At 73.6% G+C, this 15,334-nt stretch carries 15 protein-coding genes; 7 read left to right on the top strand and 8 right to left on the bottom strand.

Annotated elements, in window-relative coordinates:
* Nucleotides 1-137: 137 nt before the first annotated feature.
* Nucleotides 138-446 (bottom strand): hypothetical protein, encoded by a 309-nt coding sequence (locus tag ACGFWJ_RS02140; protein WP_392944295.1) that lies wholly within the window; start codon nt 444-446, stop codon nt 138-140.
* A gap of 235 nt (nt 447-681) precedes the next feature.
* On the opposite strand from ACGFWJ_RS02140, the gene ggt reads away from it, so the two are divergent.
* Both ggt and ACGFWJ_RS02130 read left to right on the top strand, forming a co-directional pair.
* Nucleotides 682-2,475 (top strand): gamma-glutamyltransferase, encoded by a 1,794-nt coding sequence (gene ggt, locus ACGFWJ_RS02135; RefSeq protein ID WP_392944293.1) that lies wholly within the window; start codon nt 682-684, stop codon nt 2,473-2,475.
* Nucleotides 2,476-2,625: 150 nt separating this feature from the next.
* Nucleotides 2,626-3,429, top strand: a complete 804-nt coding sequence (locus ACGFWJ_RS02130) for an exodeoxyribonuclease III (RefSeq protein WP_392944291.1) — start codon at nt 2,626-2,628, stop codon at nt 3,427-3,429.
* A gap of 7 nt (nt 3,430-3,436) precedes the next feature.
* On the opposite strand, the gene ACGFWJ_RS02125 is transcribed toward ACGFWJ_RS02130, so the two are convergent.
* The gene (locus ACGFWJ_RS02125; RefSeq protein ID WP_392944289.1) at nt 3,437-3,943 is read right to left on the bottom strand and encodes a hypothetical protein; all 507 of its coding nucleotides are present in this window, start codon (nt 3,941-3,943) and stop codon (nt 3,437-3,439) included.
* Nucleotides 3,944-4,058: 115 nt separating this feature from the next.
* On the opposite strand from ACGFWJ_RS02125, the gene ACGFWJ_RS02120 reads away from it, so the two are divergent.
* The 4 genes from ACGFWJ_RS02120 to ACGFWJ_RS02105 all read left to right on the top strand — a co-directional run bounded on the left by ACGFWJ_RS02120 (nt 4,059) and on the right by ACGFWJ_RS02105 (nt 8,438).
* Nucleotides 4,059-4,586 carry a PadR family transcriptional regulator gene (locus tag ACGFWJ_RS02120; RefSeq protein WP_387634446.1) on the top strand — a complete coding sequence of 176 codons (528 nt, stop codon included), beginning with the start codon at nt 4,059-4,061 and terminating at the stop codon, nt 4,584-4,586.
* The gene (locus ACGFWJ_RS02115; protein WP_387859769.1) at nt 4,583-5,269 is read left to right on the top strand and encodes an ABC transporter ATP-binding protein; all 687 of its coding nucleotides are present in this window, start codon (nt 4,583-4,585) and stop codon (nt 5,267-5,269) included. Before ACGFWJ_RS02120 ends, ACGFWJ_RS02115 begins: the two co-directional genes overlap by 4 nt.
* Nucleotides 5,266-7,680, top strand: coding sequence for an FtsX-like permease family protein (locus tag ACGFWJ_RS02110; RefSeq protein ID WP_392944287.1), 2,415 nt, complete (start codon nt 5,266-5,268; stop codon nt 7,678-7,680). The genes ACGFWJ_RS02115 and ACGFWJ_RS02110 overlap by 4 nt, the downstream gene beginning before the upstream one ends.
* 152 nt (nt 7,681-7,832) lie before the next feature.
* A complete protein-coding gene (locus ACGFWJ_RS02105) occupies nt 7,833-8,438 on the top strand; it encodes a hypothetical protein (RefSeq protein ID WP_392944285.1) in 606 nt (201 codons plus the stop codon).
* Nucleotides 8,439-8,620: 182 nt separating this feature from the next.
* Here ACGFWJ_RS02105 and ACGFWJ_RS02100 read toward each other — a convergent pair whose 3' ends face one another.
* Together ACGFWJ_RS02100 and ACGFWJ_RS02095 are read right to left on the bottom strand one after the other, a co-directional pair.
* Nucleotides 8,621-9,310: a lysoplasmalogenase gene (locus ACGFWJ_RS02100; protein WP_392944283.1), complete on the bottom strand. Its 690-nt coding sequence runs from the start codon at nt 9,308-9,310 to the stop codon at nt 8,621-8,623.
* On the bottom strand, nt 9,307-10,182 hold the full coding sequence (locus tag ACGFWJ_RS02095; protein ID WP_387634433.1) for a sterol desaturase family protein: 876 nt from the start codon (nt 10,180-10,182) through the stop codon (nt 9,307-9,309). The genes ACGFWJ_RS02100 and ACGFWJ_RS02095 overlap by 4 nt, the downstream gene beginning before the upstream one ends.
* A gap of 241 nt (nt 10,183-10,423) precedes the next feature.
* Here ACGFWJ_RS02095 and ACGFWJ_RS02090 point away from each other — a divergent pair, with 241 nt between their 5' ends.
* Nucleotides 10,424-11,653, top strand: coding sequence for a DUF2398 family protein (locus ACGFWJ_RS02090; protein ID WP_392944280.1), 1,230 nt, complete (start codon nt 10,424-10,426; stop codon nt 11,651-11,653).
* Nucleotides 11,654-11,729: 76 nt separating this feature from the next.
* Here ACGFWJ_RS02090 and ACGFWJ_RS02085 read toward each other — a convergent pair whose 3' ends face one another.
* The 4 genes from ACGFWJ_RS02085 to ACGFWJ_RS02070 all read right to left on the bottom strand — a co-directional run bounded on the left by ACGFWJ_RS02085 (nt 11,730) and on the right by ACGFWJ_RS02070 (nt 15,273).
* Nucleotides 11,730-11,942: a cold-shock protein gene (locus tag ACGFWJ_RS02085; RefSeq protein ID WP_392944278.1), complete on the bottom strand. Its 213-nt coding sequence runs from the start codon at nt 11,940-11,942 to the stop codon at nt 11,730-11,732.
* Between the two features lie 76 nt (nt 11,943-12,018).
* On the bottom strand, nt 12,019-12,195 hold the full coding sequence (locus tag ACGFWJ_RS02080) for a hypothetical protein (protein WP_387634423.1): 177 nt from the start codon (nt 12,193-12,195) through the stop codon (nt 12,019-12,021).
* A gap of 32 nt (nt 12,196-12,227) precedes the next feature.
* Nucleotides 12,228-13,337 (bottom strand): hypothetical protein, encoded by a 1,110-nt coding sequence (locus ACGFWJ_RS02075; RefSeq protein ID WP_392944276.1) that lies wholly within the window; start codon nt 13,335-13,337, stop codon nt 12,228-12,230.
* Nucleotides 13,338-13,611: 274 nt separating this feature from the next.
* Nucleotides 13,612-15,273, bottom strand: a complete 1,662-nt coding sequence (locus ACGFWJ_RS02070) for a BCCT family transporter (RefSeq protein WP_392944274.1) — start codon at nt 15,271-15,273, stop codon at nt 13,612-13,614.
* Nucleotides 15,274-15,334 lie beyond the last annotated feature (61 nt).

Raw genomic sequence — 15,334 nt, 5'->3', positions numbered from 1 at the left:
CCGTCGCGGCCCGATGCATCCCGCCTGGACGCACCGCCAAAGCACCCAAGTACACCCAGTACGAGGGCGCTTCGGCGGCACGCCCAGCCGGGCGCCTCGGGCCGCTCCTTGACGGGCAAAAGTTGCCTGCCGCGGCACTAAAAGGCGATGCCCACCGCGCGGGGCCAGCCGGCCGGACGCCCGGTGCGCGGGCCGGCGATCCGCCGGTCCAACCGCAGGCCGATCAGGACGGCCAGTTCGGCGAGCGGCGTGTAGAGCAGGTAGAGCTCGGCCCCGCTCCGCAGACGCAGCAGGTCGAACGCCACCGCGAGTACCAGCGCCAGCCAGAGCGTCAACGCGGCGGCGACGGGTACCCGGAGCGGCGTGGGACGGGCGCGCAGCAGCCAGTGGACGAGCGGTAGCAGCGCGAACAACACCCCGACGACGGCCCACATCACGATCCCCACGACCCGAAACCCCTCCCAGCGGTGGACGGCGGCAGCCCGGGAGGTGGGACGCCCGGGCAGTGATCGCCGGTTCCAGCGCGAAGGGCTCTGCCGGGCGCCGGCGCGGGCTACGACCCGGTGGCGCTGAGGTGGCGACAGCGGGCTTGTGGTGTGCGGCAGTTGGCCGAACGTGCCGTTGTCGGGGGCGTGGTGGGTGTGGGAGAACGGGAGACCGTCGCCGTCCCAGGGAGATCGTATGAGAACCCTCGCCCGTCTCGTCCCCGCACTCGCACTCGTCACCGGACTGCTCTGCACCGCCGCGCCCGCCCAGGCCGACCCGTCCGCCGCCGTCACCGGGAAGCAACCCGAGGCGGTGGGCTGGGGCGGGGCGGTCACCAGTGTGGACGCCGATGCCACCGCCGCCGGGCTGGAGGTGCTGCGGCGCGGGGGGAACGCGGTGGACGCCGCCGTGGCCACCGCGGCCGCGCTCGGGGTGACCGAGCCGTACTCGGCGGGCATCGGCGGCGGCGGGTACTTCGTGTACTTCGACGCCCGGACCGGGAAGGTCACCACGCTGGACGGGCGGGAGACCGCGTCCCGGACGGCCGACAGTTCGCTGTTCCTGGAGAACGGGAAGCCGCTGGCCTTCGCCGACGCCGTCACCAGCGGCCTGTCCGTCGGCGTCCCCGGCACCGCCGCCACCTGGGAGCAGGCACTGCGCCGCTGGGGCAGCCGGGATCTCGCCGAGGTGCTGAAACCGGCCGAGCGGATCGCCGACCGCGGCTTCACCGTCGACCAGACCTTCCAGGACCAGACCGCCCTCAACCAGGCCCGGTTCCAGGACTTCCCGGCCAGCCGCGCGCTGTTCCTGCCGAACGGGAAGCTGCCCGTCGTCGGCTCCACCCTGCGCAACCACGATCTCGCCGCCACCTACCGGGAGTTGGGGCGCGGCGGCACCGCCGCTCTGTACCGCGGCCCGATCGGCGCCGACATCGTCCGCACCCTCCAGCACCCGCCCGTCGACCCCGCCTCCGGCCGCAACGCCCGCCCCGGCAAGGTCGACACCGCCGACCTGGCGGCCTACCAGGTCCGTCAGCAGGACCCGACGCACGTCAACTACCGGGGCCTGGACGTGTACGGCATCGCCCCGTCCTCCTCCGGCGGGACCACCGTCGGCGAGGCGCTGAACATCCTCGGCACCAGCAGCGTGCCCACGGCCGACTCCGTCCAGTACGACCACCGCTTCCTGGAGGCCAGCCGGATCGCGTTCGCCGACCGCAACCGCTGGGTCGGCGACCCGAACTTCGTCCAGGTGCCGACCCGTCAGCTGCTCGACCCGGCCTACGCCGCCTCCCGGGCCTGCCTGATCAACCCCCAGCACGCGCTCAGCAGCCCGCTCGCCCCCGGCGACCCGTACCACCCCGCCGCCTGCGCGAGCAGCGGACAACCGGTCGCCGAACCGTACGAGGGCCAGAGCACCACCCACCTGACCGTCGCCGACCGGTGGGGCAACGTCGTCGCCTACACGCTGACCATCGAACAGACCGGCGGCAGCGGCATCACCGTGCCCGGCCGGGGCTTCCTGCTCAACAACGAACTGACCGACTTCAACTTCACCCCGCTCACGCCCGGCGTCCCCGACCCCAACCTGCCCGGCCCCGCCAAGCGCCCGCGCTCCTCGATCTCCCCGACCATCGTGCTCAAGGACGGCAAGCCGTACCTGGCGGTCGGCTCGCCCGGCGGCGCCACCATCATCACCACCGTGCTCCAGGTCCTCACCGGGCGGATCGACCGCGGCCTGACGCTGGAACAGGCCATCGCCGCACCCCGGGCCAGCCAGCGCAACACCGCCGCCACCCAGGCCGAACCGGCCTTCCTCGCCACGCCCGAGGCGGCGAAACTCCAGGCCATGGGCCACGTCTTCAGCGCCACCCCCGAGATCGGCGCCGCCACCGGCATCGAACGCCTCCCCGACGGCCGCTGGCTGGCCGCCGCCGAACCCGTCCGCCGCGGCGGCGGCGCGGCCGCCGTGGTGCACCCCTCGCGGTAGGGCCTGCCCGGCCGGCCGATCCGACGCGGTGTCGGGTCGGGCAGGGCCTGTCCGGCCGGGCGCTGTCGGCGGCGGGCGGTATGTTCGGACGGGGTGAGCGGCCTTCTCGCCGCACGCCCCGTCCGTCCGTACCGCCGAGGGAAGGCCGCCGTGACCGTCCGCATCGCCACCTGGAACATCAACTCCGTCACCGCCCGGCTGCCCAAGCTGCTGGAGTGGCTGGAGTCCGCCAAGCCGGACGTGCTGTGCCTGCAGGAACTCAAGTGCACCACCGAGGCGTTCCCCGCCGAAGCGATCGGCGAGCTCGGCTACGAGAGCGCCGCGCACGGCACCGGCCGGTGGAACGGCGTCGCCGTGCTGTCCCGGATCGGCCTGGAGGACGTCGTCCGTGACCTGCCCGGCCAGCCCGGCTACCTCGCCGAGGACGCCATGCTCCCGGTGGTCGAGCCGCGTGCCGTCGGTGCGACCTGCGGCCCCGTCCGGGTCTGGTCGGTGTACGTGCCCAACGGCCGCGAGGTCGACCACGCGCACTACCGCTACAAGCTGGAGTGGCTGGCCGCGCTGCGCGACGCCGTCCGCGAGGACGCGGCGGGGGAGCGCCCGTTCGCCGTTCTCGGCGATTACAACATCGCCCCCACCGACGCGGACGTCTTCGACATCGCCGCCTTCGAGGGCCTCACCCACGTCACCGCCCCCGAGCGCGCCGCCCTGACGGCCCTCCAGGAGATCGGCCTCCAGGACGTCGTCCCCCGCCCGCTCAAGTACGACCGTCCCTACACCTACTGGGACTACCGCCAGCTGGCCTTCCCGAAGAACCGCGGCATGCGGATCGACCTCACCTACGCCAACAAGCCGTTCGCGGACGCGGTTTCGGACAGCTACGTCGACCGCGAGGCCCGCAAGGGCAAGGGGACGTCGGACCACGCGCCGGTGGTCGTCGACCTGGACCTCTGAGCGCCGGTCAGAAGAACGAGGTGACGGCCGACAGGATGACGCTGCCCAGCAGCGGATTGGCGTTGACGTAGTCCAGCTCCGCCCAGGTGTACAGGGCGACGGCGAGCACGTGCAGCCGGTCGGGCTCCGTCGGCGCCCGGCCGTCGGAGCGGGCCACCGTCCGGCCGTCTTCCAGGAGTTCGGCGCGGATCACCCCCCGGCGGACGAAGCGCAGGGTCCGGTCGCCGGTGCGGAACTCCACGAAGCGGCCGGAGCGCAGCAGGTGGCGGCCGCGGGCGCGGATGTGCAGTTCGGCGGCGTCGAAGGTGCCGGCGACGCCGCGGCGCGCCAGTTCGGCGACGTGGAAGCCGGGCTGCCCGAACCCGGGCAGCTCGGCCAGCGGGCGGCCGTCGAGTTCCACCCGCCAGCGCTCGGTCTGGTCGCTGTACAGCCTCGAAGGCGTCCGGTGCAGCGTCAGTTCGCCGAGCCGCGTGGTGGCTGACGCCCCGTCCGGCCGCATCTTCGTGAACTCCACCGCTTCGTCCCCCTGTTCGTGAAACCCCAGGTCAAGGCTAGTGGGTGGAGACTCCTGCGTCAGTATTCTCTGAGTGTATAGACGTGGAGTACACCTCCGGCGTACTCTTTCGATCATGAGCGTTCCACTCACCCTGCTCGGGCTGCTCGAACGCGAGCCCAGCCACGGCTACGACCTCAAACGCGACTACGACGCCTTCTTCGGGCGCGGCAAACCGCTCCCCTTCGGCCAGGTCTACGCGACCCTCGGGCGGCTCGCCCGGGACGGGAAGGTCGTCGTAGGGGAGCCCGAGGCCGGCGACGGGCCCGACCGCAAGCGCTACGTCATCACCGAGACCGGCGCCACCGAGTTCGAGGACTGGCTGCGCGAGCCCGTCGCCGCCGAACCCCACCTGCAGACCGTGCTGTTCAGCAAGGTCGTGCTCGCCCTGATGCTCGGCCGCGACGCCGAGCACTACCTCGACACCCAGCGCGCCGCCCACCTGCGGCGGATGCGCGAACTCACCGAGATCAAGCGCTCCGGCAGCCTGGTCGACGCACTCCTCGCCGACCACGGACTGTTCCACCTGGAGTCCGACCTGCGCTGGATCGACCTGACCGCCGCCCGACTCGACGCCCTTGCCGCAGAGGTGGCCAAGCAATGACCGACCCCCTGATCCACGCCCACGACGTCACCCTCGCCTTCGGCGAGACCCCCGCCCTGCGCGGCGCCGAACTCGCCGTCGAGGCAGGCGAGATCCTCGCCATCATGGGCCCCAGCGGCTCCGGCAAATCCACCCTGCTGCACTGCCTGGCCGGCATCCTCACCCCCGACAGCGGCGAGATCCGGTTCGACGGCCGCCGGATCGACAACCTCGGCGAACAGGAACGCAGCGCCCTGCGCCGCGACAGCTTCGGCTTCGTCTTCCAATTCGGCCAGCTGGTACCGGAGTTGACCGCCGAGGAGAACGTCGCCCTGCCGCTGCTGCTCGGCGGGCAGCGCCGCAACGCCGCCCTCCAGCGGGCCCGCAGCTGGTTCCCGAAGCTCGGCCTGGACGGCCTGGAGGCCCGCCGCTCCGGCGAACTGTCCGGCGGTCAGGCCCAGCGCGTCGCCCTCGCCCGCGGACTGGTCGCCGAACCGCGCGTCCTGTTCGCCGACGAACCCACCGGCGCGCTCGACTCCCTGACCGGCGAGCAGGTGATGGACCTGCTGGTCGGCTGCGCCCGCGAACAGGGCACCACCGTCGTCCTGGTCACCCACGAGGCCCGGATCGCCGCCTACGCCGACCGCGAGGCGATCGTCCGCGACGGCCGCGCCACCTCGCTGAGCGGACGGCTGACCTCATGATCCGGTTCGACATGGTACGGCTCGGACTACGACTGGCCGTCAGCGGCGGCCGCGAAGCGCTCGTCCGCCTCGCCATCACCGCGGGCGCCGTCGCCATCGGCGTGGGCCTGCTGTTCACCACGCTCGCCGCGATCAACGGCGTGCACTCCCAGAACGCGCGCAACGCCTGGCTCAACACGCCGTTCGTCAAGCAGCTCCCCGCGAATCGGGAGGTTGCGGGGAGCTCCGGCAACGGCGGGAGTGGGACGGCGAATGCCTCCGGCGGTGCGACGGGGGAGGGGAGTTCCGCCTCCGGCGGGGAGACGGGGGCGGGTTCGGGAACCGCCGGTGCGGCGGCAGGGGCCAACGGGCAGGCGAGCAGCTCGGGTGTTGATCCGATGTGGTGGTCGACCCGGCGGGACACCGTGCAGGGCAAGGAGATCGGGCGGATCGACGTCGCGCTGACCGGGCCGCGGGCGGCGCTCTCGCCCGGGGTGCCGCGGATGCCCGGGCCGGGTGAGTACTACCTGTCGCCCGCGCTGGCGCGGATGGTCGACGAGATGCCGCCCGCGCAGCTGGGGGACCGGTTCCCCGGGCACCGGATCGGGATTCTCGGGGACGAGGCGCTGCCCGCGCCCGACAGCCTGCTGGCGGTGGTCGGCCGGGCCCCGCAGGAGATGAAGGGGCTGAGCGAGGCCGCGCTGGTGAACAAGGTGGCCACCACCAGGCCCGACCATTGCGCGGACTGTGTGGTGGGCATCAAGTCCGATGGTGTGGACCTGATCCTCACGGTGGTGAGCGGTGGGCTGGTCTTCCCGGTGCTGATCCTGATCGGCACCTCCACCCGCCTGAACGCCGCCCGCCGTGAGCAGCGCTTCGCCGCGATGCGGCTGGTCGGCGCGACCCCCCGTCAGGTGTCCGTGGTGTCGGCGGTGGAGGCGGCGGTCGCCGCCGTCGTCGGGGTGGTGCTCGGGTTCCTGCCGTTCCTGGCGGTGCGCGGCCCGGTCGCGGACATGGCGCTGACCGGCTCCAGGTTCTTCACCTCCGACGTCTCCCTGACGCCGCTCCAGATCGCCGGCGTTGCGCTGGGCGTCCCGCTGGCCGCCGCCGTTGCCGCGCGGATCGCGCTGCGCCGGGTGCAGATCTCCCCGCTCGGGGTGACCCGCCGGGTGACGCCGAAGCCGCCCCGGGCCTGGCGGGTGATCCCGCTGGTGGCCGGACTGGTGGAACTGGCCGCGTTCCTGATCTGGCACCCGGACTCGGTGCCCGGACAGGTCAGGGGGTACCTCTCCTCGTTCCTGCTGATCGCGCTCGGGCTGGTGCTGTCCGGTCCGTGGCTGACCATGAAGGGCGCCGCCCTGATCGCCCGCCGCACCCAGCGGCCGGCCACCCTGATCGCGGTGCGCCGGCTGGCCGACAACCCGGCCGCCGGGTTCCGGGCCGTCAGCGGGCTGGTGCTGGCGCTACTGGTGATGACCGCGACGCTCGGCGTCATCACCACGATGGCCGACGAACGCAACCACCCCCATGGCGGCCAGGGCTTCGACAACGTGCTGGTGAACGAGCTGAGCCAGGGCTACCGCGACGACTACAAGCCGGTCTTCACGGGCAGGCCCGCCCCGCCCGAACTGATCGAGCGGCTGCACGCCGTTCCGGGCGTGCGGAACGTACTCCTGGCGCACCCGGCCGACAAGTCACTGAAGGTGCAGGCCTCCGACGGCCCGTCCACCACCCGGCAGGTCGTGGCCTGCGCCGACCTGGAACCGATCAAGATCTACGGCCACTGCGCGCCGGGCGCGCAGACCGCCTACGTCCCGAGCCTCTGGTGGGGCGGGCGCGACCAGCAAGCCAGCGAGTGGCCCGCCGCCCCGTTCACGCCCGAACAGCTCGCCACCATGGGCGTGCTGAACGTGGTCGTGGACACCGACGGCTCGCCCGCCGCCGTCGAACAGACCCGCACCATGGTGGACGCCGCCTACCCGGCGATCCGGCAGGCGATGACGCTGGGCGAGGCGTGGGCGATGGCCGGGTCGGAGATGCGCGGCTACCAGCAGCTGGCCGACGTGGTGATCCTGGCGACCTTCCCGATCGCCGGCTGCAGCCTGGCCGTCAGCGTGGCCGGCGGCCTGAGCGAGCGCAAGCGCCCGTTCAGCCTGCTGCGCCTGACCGGTGTGTCGCTGGGCACGCTGCGCCGGGTGGTGGCGATGGAGTCGGTGGTGCCGCTGCTGGTGATGGCGGCGGTGGCGATCGGCGTCGGACTGCTCGCCGCCGACCTGTTCCTGCGCTCGCAGCTGCAGTACTCGCTGCACGCGCTCGGCGCCGGCTACTACCTGGCGGTGATCGGCGGCCTGACCGCCGCGCTGGCGATCATCGGCGCGACCATGCCGCTGCTGCGCCGGATCACCGGTCCGGAGACCGCCCGCAACGAGTAGGGCTGATCCAAGGGGCCGCTCGGGTAAGGACCCGAACGGCCCCCGAGGTGTCGCCGGGCGCGGTGGGCCTGGCCTAGCGTGGTCGGCGACCAGGAGTAGCGGAATGGTTACGCAGCCGCTGCCCCCGCACCGATCCCCCCTGGAGGTACGGCATGCGCCCGACGCGCACCGTCGCCGCCGCCCTGCTCGGCACCACCGCCCTGTTCGGCCTGGCCACCGTCGTCCCCGCCCCCGCGTCCGCCAAGGGCAGCCAACCCGCCTGGGTCAGCCCGGCGCAGGCGCAGCCCGGGCAGTCCGTGTCGGTCAGTGTGAGCTGCGCCAGCAGTTCGACGAAGTCCGTCACCGCGTCCTCGCTGGCCTTCGCCGGCGGCTCGACCACGCTCAGCGTCGGCCCGGACGGCAAGTACTCGGGCACCGCGACCGTCATCTCCGAGCAGGAGATGGCCGGCGCCGCCGCCAAGCGGACCACCGCCAACGACCCGTCCTGGGGCATCGACGGCAAGTGCCCGAACGGGGACAGCTTCGTCGGCGCGGTCGCCATCGCGGCCGCCTCGGCCGGCGGGAGCGGCAGCAGCACCAGCACCGGTGGTGAGTGGGAGGGTTCGCAGCTCCCGCACGGCGGGGTGGAGACCGGCGTGGGCGGCTCGGTCGGCATGGACACCGGACGGCTGGTGGCCGGTGCCGGGCTGGTGGCCGCCGGGGTGACCGGGTTCTGGCTGCTGCGCCGGCGCGGTACGGCCACCGACCGGGCGCTCTGAGCGGGCCCCGGGTACGGCGAGAGGGGGGGGGGGGGGGGGGGGGGGGGGGGGGGGCCCCGCCCCGGGGGGGGGGGGGGCCCGGGGGCGCGGGGGGGGGGGGGGGGGGGGGGGGGGGGGGGGGGGGGGGGGGGGGGGGGGGCCGCCCCCCCCCCCCCCCCCCCCCCCCCCCCCTCTCGGATTGCTCAGGCCGTCGCGGGGACGGTCTTCGGGGCGGGAGCGGCGTCGGTGCGCTCCAGGGTGCCGATGGTCAGCAGGTACTGTCCGACGATGTAGGTGAACATGATCAGGAAGCTGTGCGCGGGCAGGTGCTTCCAGCCGGCGATGTCGGTGGCGATCAGCGTGTCGGACAGCAGGAACAGCGCGCCGCCGACGCCCGCCCGCCAGTCGATCCGGGAGGACATCACCGCGGTGGAGGCCAGCAGCAGGCTGTAGCAGGCCATCGGGATCCGCATGCCGGCGTCCAGGTCGGGCAGCAGCATGGTGATCAGCGTCGCCCAGGCCACCGCGTAGCAGGCCGCGGTGATCGCGGTGCGGCGGCGGTCGGCGAGCGCGCCGAGCTTCACGAACATCGTCACGTAGCAGGCGTGGCCGGCCGCGAACGAGCCCATGCCGGCCAGGAACCCGGCGGTGCCGCCGACCTGCAGCAGGATGTCGCCGCCCGCGCCGAACAGCAGCGCCGGAATCAGCAGCTTCGGCGTGCCGGGCCGCGCCGACGCCCACACCCAGGCGGCCAGCAGCGGCATCAGCAGCGGCTTGGTGGAGTACCGCAGGACGGGCACGTGAACGGCGATCGCCGTCAGGTGCGCCACCGAGACGACGGCGAAGGCGATCAGCAGGGCCCGCGTGGTACGCGGGTCGCGGGCGGAACTCATGCGGGGGCACTCTCCGGTGGGGCGGCGGGGGACTCGGGACGCGGCGCGGGCTGCCAGCCCGGGCCCTTTGCCAGGTGGCGCAGCCGGTCGCCCCAGGTGGTGGCACGGGCCACGTCGCGGGCGATCGCCGCGTACTCGTGGGTAGCGACCTTCAACGGATTGTAGGTCGTGATGTTCTTGGTCAGTCCGTACACCGGCTGCTCGGCCTCCGCCGCGAAGGAGCCGAACCAGCGGTCGAAGACGATCAGGATGCCGCCGAAGTTGCGGTCCAGGTAGCCGCCCTGCGAGGCGTGGTGCACCCGGTGGTGCGACGGGGTGTTGAAGACGTACTCGATCGGGCGGGGCAGCTTGCCGATCCGCTCGGTGTGGATCCAGAACTGGTACACCAGGTTCACCGAGCCGCAGAAGGCCACCGCCGCCGGGTGCACGCCCGCCAGGATCATCGGCAGGTAGAAGATCCAGGTGGTGGCGGACGTCCAGGGCTGGCGCAGCGCCGTCGACAGGTTGTAGTGCTTGCTGGAGTGGTGCACCACGTGGCAGGCCCACAGCACCCGGATCACGTGGTGGCCGCGGTGCGACCAGTAGTAGAAGAAGTCGTAGGCGAGCAGCATCAGCGGCACCGTCCACCACAGCACCGGCACCCGAAGCGGCGTCAACTCGTACAGGAACGAGTAGATCCACACGATCGGGATCTTCCACCCGGCGTCGAACAGCAGTGAGCCCAGGCCCATCGACAGGCTGGTCGCGGTGTCCTTCGCGGCGTACCCCTGCTCGTCCTCGTCCGGGTGGAACCGGTAGGACACGATCTCCAGAACGGTGAGCAGCACAAAGGCCGGTATCGACCAGAGCACGACATTGGGTAGGTCAGGCATGCCGGAACCATAAGGGACGGTGGCGGGCGGCGGAAGAGGTAGTTACCGACGCGTAGTGTTCCGAACGGCGTCTAGGCTTGGGGGCGACATGGAGCGGCTTGAAGCAGCCGCCGGCGCCCTCGCGGCCACCGGCGGTACGGGGATCGGACGCGCGGGCGGGGCGAAACGGCCTGCGGCCCCGGCGCAGCCGTACCCGGGATCCGCCCGAAACGGAACCGAACTCGCCGATTCCGCACGGCAGTTGGCCGAACGGTTCGCCGCCGCCACGCCCGCCCGGGCCGAGCTGCTGGCCTCCGCCGCCTTCGGCGCCCACGGTGCGCGGCACCTCGGCGGCGCACCCCAGCAGGCCGAACCCGCCCCCGGCACCAGCTGGTGGCACGGCCCGAGCGTCCACCACGCCACCTCGCCGCTGTTCCGGCCGCTCGGCTACCGCCGGATCCGGCGCGAAGCCCCCGCCCTGCCCGACCCCCGCCCCACCGGCGGCGGCCGGCACCGCAAACCCGAACGCCCCACCACCGAACTGCGCATCGCCGCCCGGCTGCTGCTCGCCCACCCGCTGGTCACCGCCGACGGCCCGCACGGCGCCGCGCTCCCGCTGATCCGCCGTCACGCCGGAACACTCGCCGAACGCTTCCACACCCTGCTCGGCTACCGGCTCACCCTCGGCCCCGCCCACGCCCGCCTGCACAAGGCCGCCCTGCCGGGCCGCGGCCTGCCCGGCCTCGACCCCGCCGGGCACGCCGAGTTGGTCCACGCGCTGGCCGCGATCGCCCACGGCGAGCAGCCGATCGCTCCCTCCGGGGCGGTGCGGGCGCTGCTCGACCAGTGGCGACTGCCCGCCGAACTCGCCGCCGACCTGCTCACCGCAGCCGAACTGCCGCCCGTCGGGCCCGAATTGACCGTCCGGCGGCTGCTCGCCGAAACCCCCGTCGTCCTGCTCGACGACCTCGCGCCCGCCGAACGCGCCCACCTGCGTGAGGCCGGCCCCGCAGAGACGGAACGATTCGCCGACGTACTCGGCCTCACCGCCGAGATCCGCGCCGAAGGCATCGCCCTGTTCGACCCCGCCGACGAACTCACCGACCTCGCCCTCCCCGGCACCGGCACCCTCGCCCAGGCCGCGCTGCTCCTCGCCGAACGCCTGGTCGAAGACCTCCGCCCGGTCGACGCCGAAACCGCCCCGCCCGCCGTCCTGATCCCCGACGCCCTCATCGACGGCACCCTCGGCGACATCACCGACGACTACGGCATGAGCGCCGGCTGGGACGCCGGCTACCTCGCCGACCTCGCCGCATTCCGCCGCGACGCACTCGACCTGCTCCACCGCATGGGCCTCGCCGCCCCCGCCGGCCGCAACTGGCTGCTCCGCGCCCCCGCCGCCCGCTACGCCCCCCGCGCCGAACTCCAGCCTGCCGCCGGCTCCGGCCGCCACTCCCGGCCGACGAAGGGCCGCGACCGACAGGCGGTGTGAGGGGAGGGTGGGCTGCCGGTGACGCTGCGCCAGGTCGGCCGGGTCGAGGCACGGCGGGCGGGCAAGGGCCGGACCGTCAAGGCGTGAGCGGACGGACGTGTTCGGCGACCGGGCGGAATTCCTGGACGGTGGTGTCGTACTGGACGCGTTGGCCCTGGTGGAGGAAGCGGTTGTCGTCGGGGGCCAGGACGGAGTCGTAGTAGACGGCGACCTCGGGGCCGCCTCCGTCGGGGGTGATGTAGCCGTAGGCGTGGTGGATGTCGAACCATCGCACGGTGCCGGTCTCCATGGCGGGACTCCCTTCGGGCCGGTCGCCCTCAGTATCGGACGCGGCCGGGGGGGTCCACCACTCGTTCGGCCCAGCGTCAGCGCTGCGCGGCGCTCACGGCGTGGCCCTGGCGGACGGTTTCCACGGTGGCGGCGACGCCGAAGGAACCCAGGGCGACGGAGGCCGCGACGGCGGCGCAGGCGAGCATTCGGCGGTGGCGCTTGGGCAGGGGGAAGCGCGGAACCGAGGCGGACGCGGCAGTGCGGGCGTTCATGGCAGGGAGCCTGGCAGCTTGGCGTTACGCGGTCACGAAACGCGGGTGAAATCCCGACGGGATCTTGGCGTCGGAACCTCCATCACGGCATCGCCGCAGGTCGGACGCATGGTGGTAGGGGTACGCAGCAGGCCGGGAAGGAACGAGGCCAGCACCTGCTGGGCCGCGCCGTAGAAGAAGATCGGCAGCAGAACGGCGGGGTGGCCGCCGAACTGGGTACCGGCCAGGGCGGCCGCCGCGCTGGTGTTGTTCAGGCCGGAGGCGAGGGTCAGCGTGGTGCGGGCGGCCGGTGCGGTGGGGGAGCGGTGGACGGCCAGCCAGCCCGCCAGGAACGGCCCCGCGCAGACCAGCGCCCCGCACCCGGCGGCGACCGCGACCAGCCTGGGCTCGGGCCGCAGTTCGATCTCCCGGGCCACGCCCGCCGCGTTCAGGTAGGTGAGGGCGAGCGCGTTCAGCAGGCCGGCCAGCCGCAGCCGGGGGAGCAGCGCGGCGCGCAGCCGGCCGCGCAGCGGGCGGCGGGTCAGGCGGCGGGCGAGCAGCCCGGCCAGGCAGGGCAGCGCCACCCACAGCGCCATGAACCGGCAGGTGGCGTCGGAGTGGGCGAGCGTGTCGAGGATGCGGCGCGGGCCGCCGCTCTCCGGGCCCTCGGCGAGGGCCAGGCCGAGCGGGGTGGTGAGCGGGCTGAGGAGCGTGGTGGACAGGACCAGTCCGAGGCCCAGCGACGCGTCCCCGCCGACCCTGGCCCCCCAGGTCTGGGCGGCGCCGGCGACCGGCATCGCGGCGGTCAGCGCCAGCCCGACCACCAGCCAGCGTGCCTCCCGGACGTCCGGCCAGCACCCGGCGGCGGCCCGCTCCGCGCCGAGCAGCACCACCGCCCGCAGCACGAGTGCCACCCCCAGCCCGGCCAGCAGCAGCCCCGGCCGCAGCAGCGCCCGGCCGACGTCCGCCGCACGGGTCTCGAACCCGCCGATGAACATCGCCGCCAGCAGCATCAGCATCGGCACCGTCACCCCGCCGGGACGGCAGTGCCGGATCGCGCCCGCCACGTCCGGCAGCAGGGCGCCCAGCAGGCAGGCGGCGAGGGTGGCGGCGGCGAGACGGCGACGCAGGGCGCGGTCGAGGGCGGTGCAGAACGGGCGCATGGGGGCGGGGCTTTCGGACGGGGCACAAGGGGTCGCGAGGGGAGGGCAAGTGGGCGCGGGAGGCCGTGGCTTGTCGGACCGGCTCCGGCGGGCGCGGGCGGATGACGGCCGCCCGGCCACCGCTCGGCGTGGAGTCCGACCCGGCCCACCCTGCCACCGTCCCGGGGCGGCCCCGACCATTACGAACTCTTGGTAAAGGCAGACGAGTTGCCGCCCCGCCCAGATGCCGCACGGGGCCCGGGCCGCCCAGGCCGGACGCGGCGGCGCGGCCGTTTCACTCCTGCGGGCGAGACCGCTCGGGGTATTCGTCGCCGACGGCCGTGCCGACCGCCTCGCGCAGCCCGTGCGCGCCGGGCGCCCGCGCGGGCCCGGCGGCCGGGTCGGCGCGCAGCTCCCGCAGCAGCGCCACGCACAGCGCCAGCATCACCACCACGAACGGCAACGCCACCAGGATCGTGGCGTTCTGCAGCGCCGTCAGCCCGCCCGCCAGCAGCAGTGCCGCCGCGACCGCCGCCATCAGCGCGCCCCACACCACGACCAGCCAGGTCCGCGGGTGCAGCGCGCCGTGCGAGGACAGCGAACCCAGCACCAGCGACGCCGAGTCGGCGGAGGTGACGAAGTACAGCATCACCAGCAGCACCGCGATCACGGTCGTCACCGAGCCCAGCGGCAGCGCCTTGAGCATCTCGAACAGCCCGGCGTCCGCGCCGCGCGGAATGGTCGCCACCAGGTCGGCCGCGCCGGTGGACTGCAGGCGGATCGCCGAGGCGCCCATCACCACGAACCACACCGTGGTCGCCCCGCTCGGCACCAGCAGCACCCCGACCAGGAACTGGCGCACCGTGCGGCCGCGCGAGATCCGGGCGATGAACGTGCCGACGAACGGCGCCCAGGACAGCCACCACGCCCAGTAGAAGATCGTCCAGGAACCCAGCCAGTCCTCATCGGTGAACGCCCCCGTCTGGGTGGCCAGCACCGCCAGGTCCGACAGATAGCCGCCGACCGTCGACGGCAGCGCGTCCAGCACGAACACCGTCGGGCCGACCAGGAACACGAACGCCATCAGCGCCGCCGCCAGCACCACGCTGGTGGTGGACAGCCACTTCACGCCCCGGTGCACGCCCGACATCGCCGACAGCACGAACGCCCCGCCGAGCGCCGCGATGATGACCAGCTCCACCCCCTGGGTGGCCCGGACGTCCGTCACGTACCCCAGACCGCCCGCCACCTGGATCGCGCCCAGGCCCAGACTCGTCGCCGAACCGAACACCGTCGCGAACACCGCCAGCAGGTCGATCCCCCGGCCCGCCCAGCCGTGCGCCCGGCGCTCGCCGAGCAGCGGAACGAACGCCTCCGACATCCGGTTGCCCCGCCCCTTGCGGAACGTGGTGTACGCCAGCGCCAGGCCGCCCACCGCGTAGATCGCCCACGGGTGCAGCGTCCAGTGGAACAGCGAGAACTCCAGCGCCCGCTGCGCCGCCGCCGGCGTCTGCGGCGCGATGTCCGACCCCGGCTGCGGCTGCGCGTACAGCTGGAGCGGCTCGCCGACGCCGTAGAACAGCAGGCCGATGCCCATGCCGGCGCTGAACATCATCGCCACCCAGGCCAGCGTCGAGAACTCCGGCCGCTCGCCGTCCCGGCCCAGCGGGATCCGGCCGAAACGGCTCACCGCGATCACCACCGCCAGCACCAGGAACACGTCCGCGGCCACCACGAACAGCCAGCCGAAGGAGTGCAGCACCCAGGACAGCGCCGTCCCCGACGTCCGGCCGAGCGAGTCCTGCGCGAACACCCCCCAGGCGACCACCCCCAGCACGGCGGCCGCGCCGACACCGAACACCACCCCGTCCAGCGGGAAGGCGTCGGTGCCCGGCGGCGCGGACCGGCGATCGGGCGCGGGTTGACGGTCCGGAGAAGGCTCTGAAGGCGTGGGCATACGCGGCACTATGTCCACAAACGTCCGACCGTCGAGGGCGGCACGCCGAGAGCCGGTACGG

The organism is Kitasatospora sp. NPDC048407, from assembly GCF_043200475.1.
Lineage (GTDB): Bacteria > Actinomycetota > Actinomycetes > Streptomycetales > Streptomycetaceae > Kitasatospora.
The sequence above is the reverse complement of the archived record's forward strand: the minus strand, read 5'-3'. Positions and strand labels throughout refer to the sequence as shown.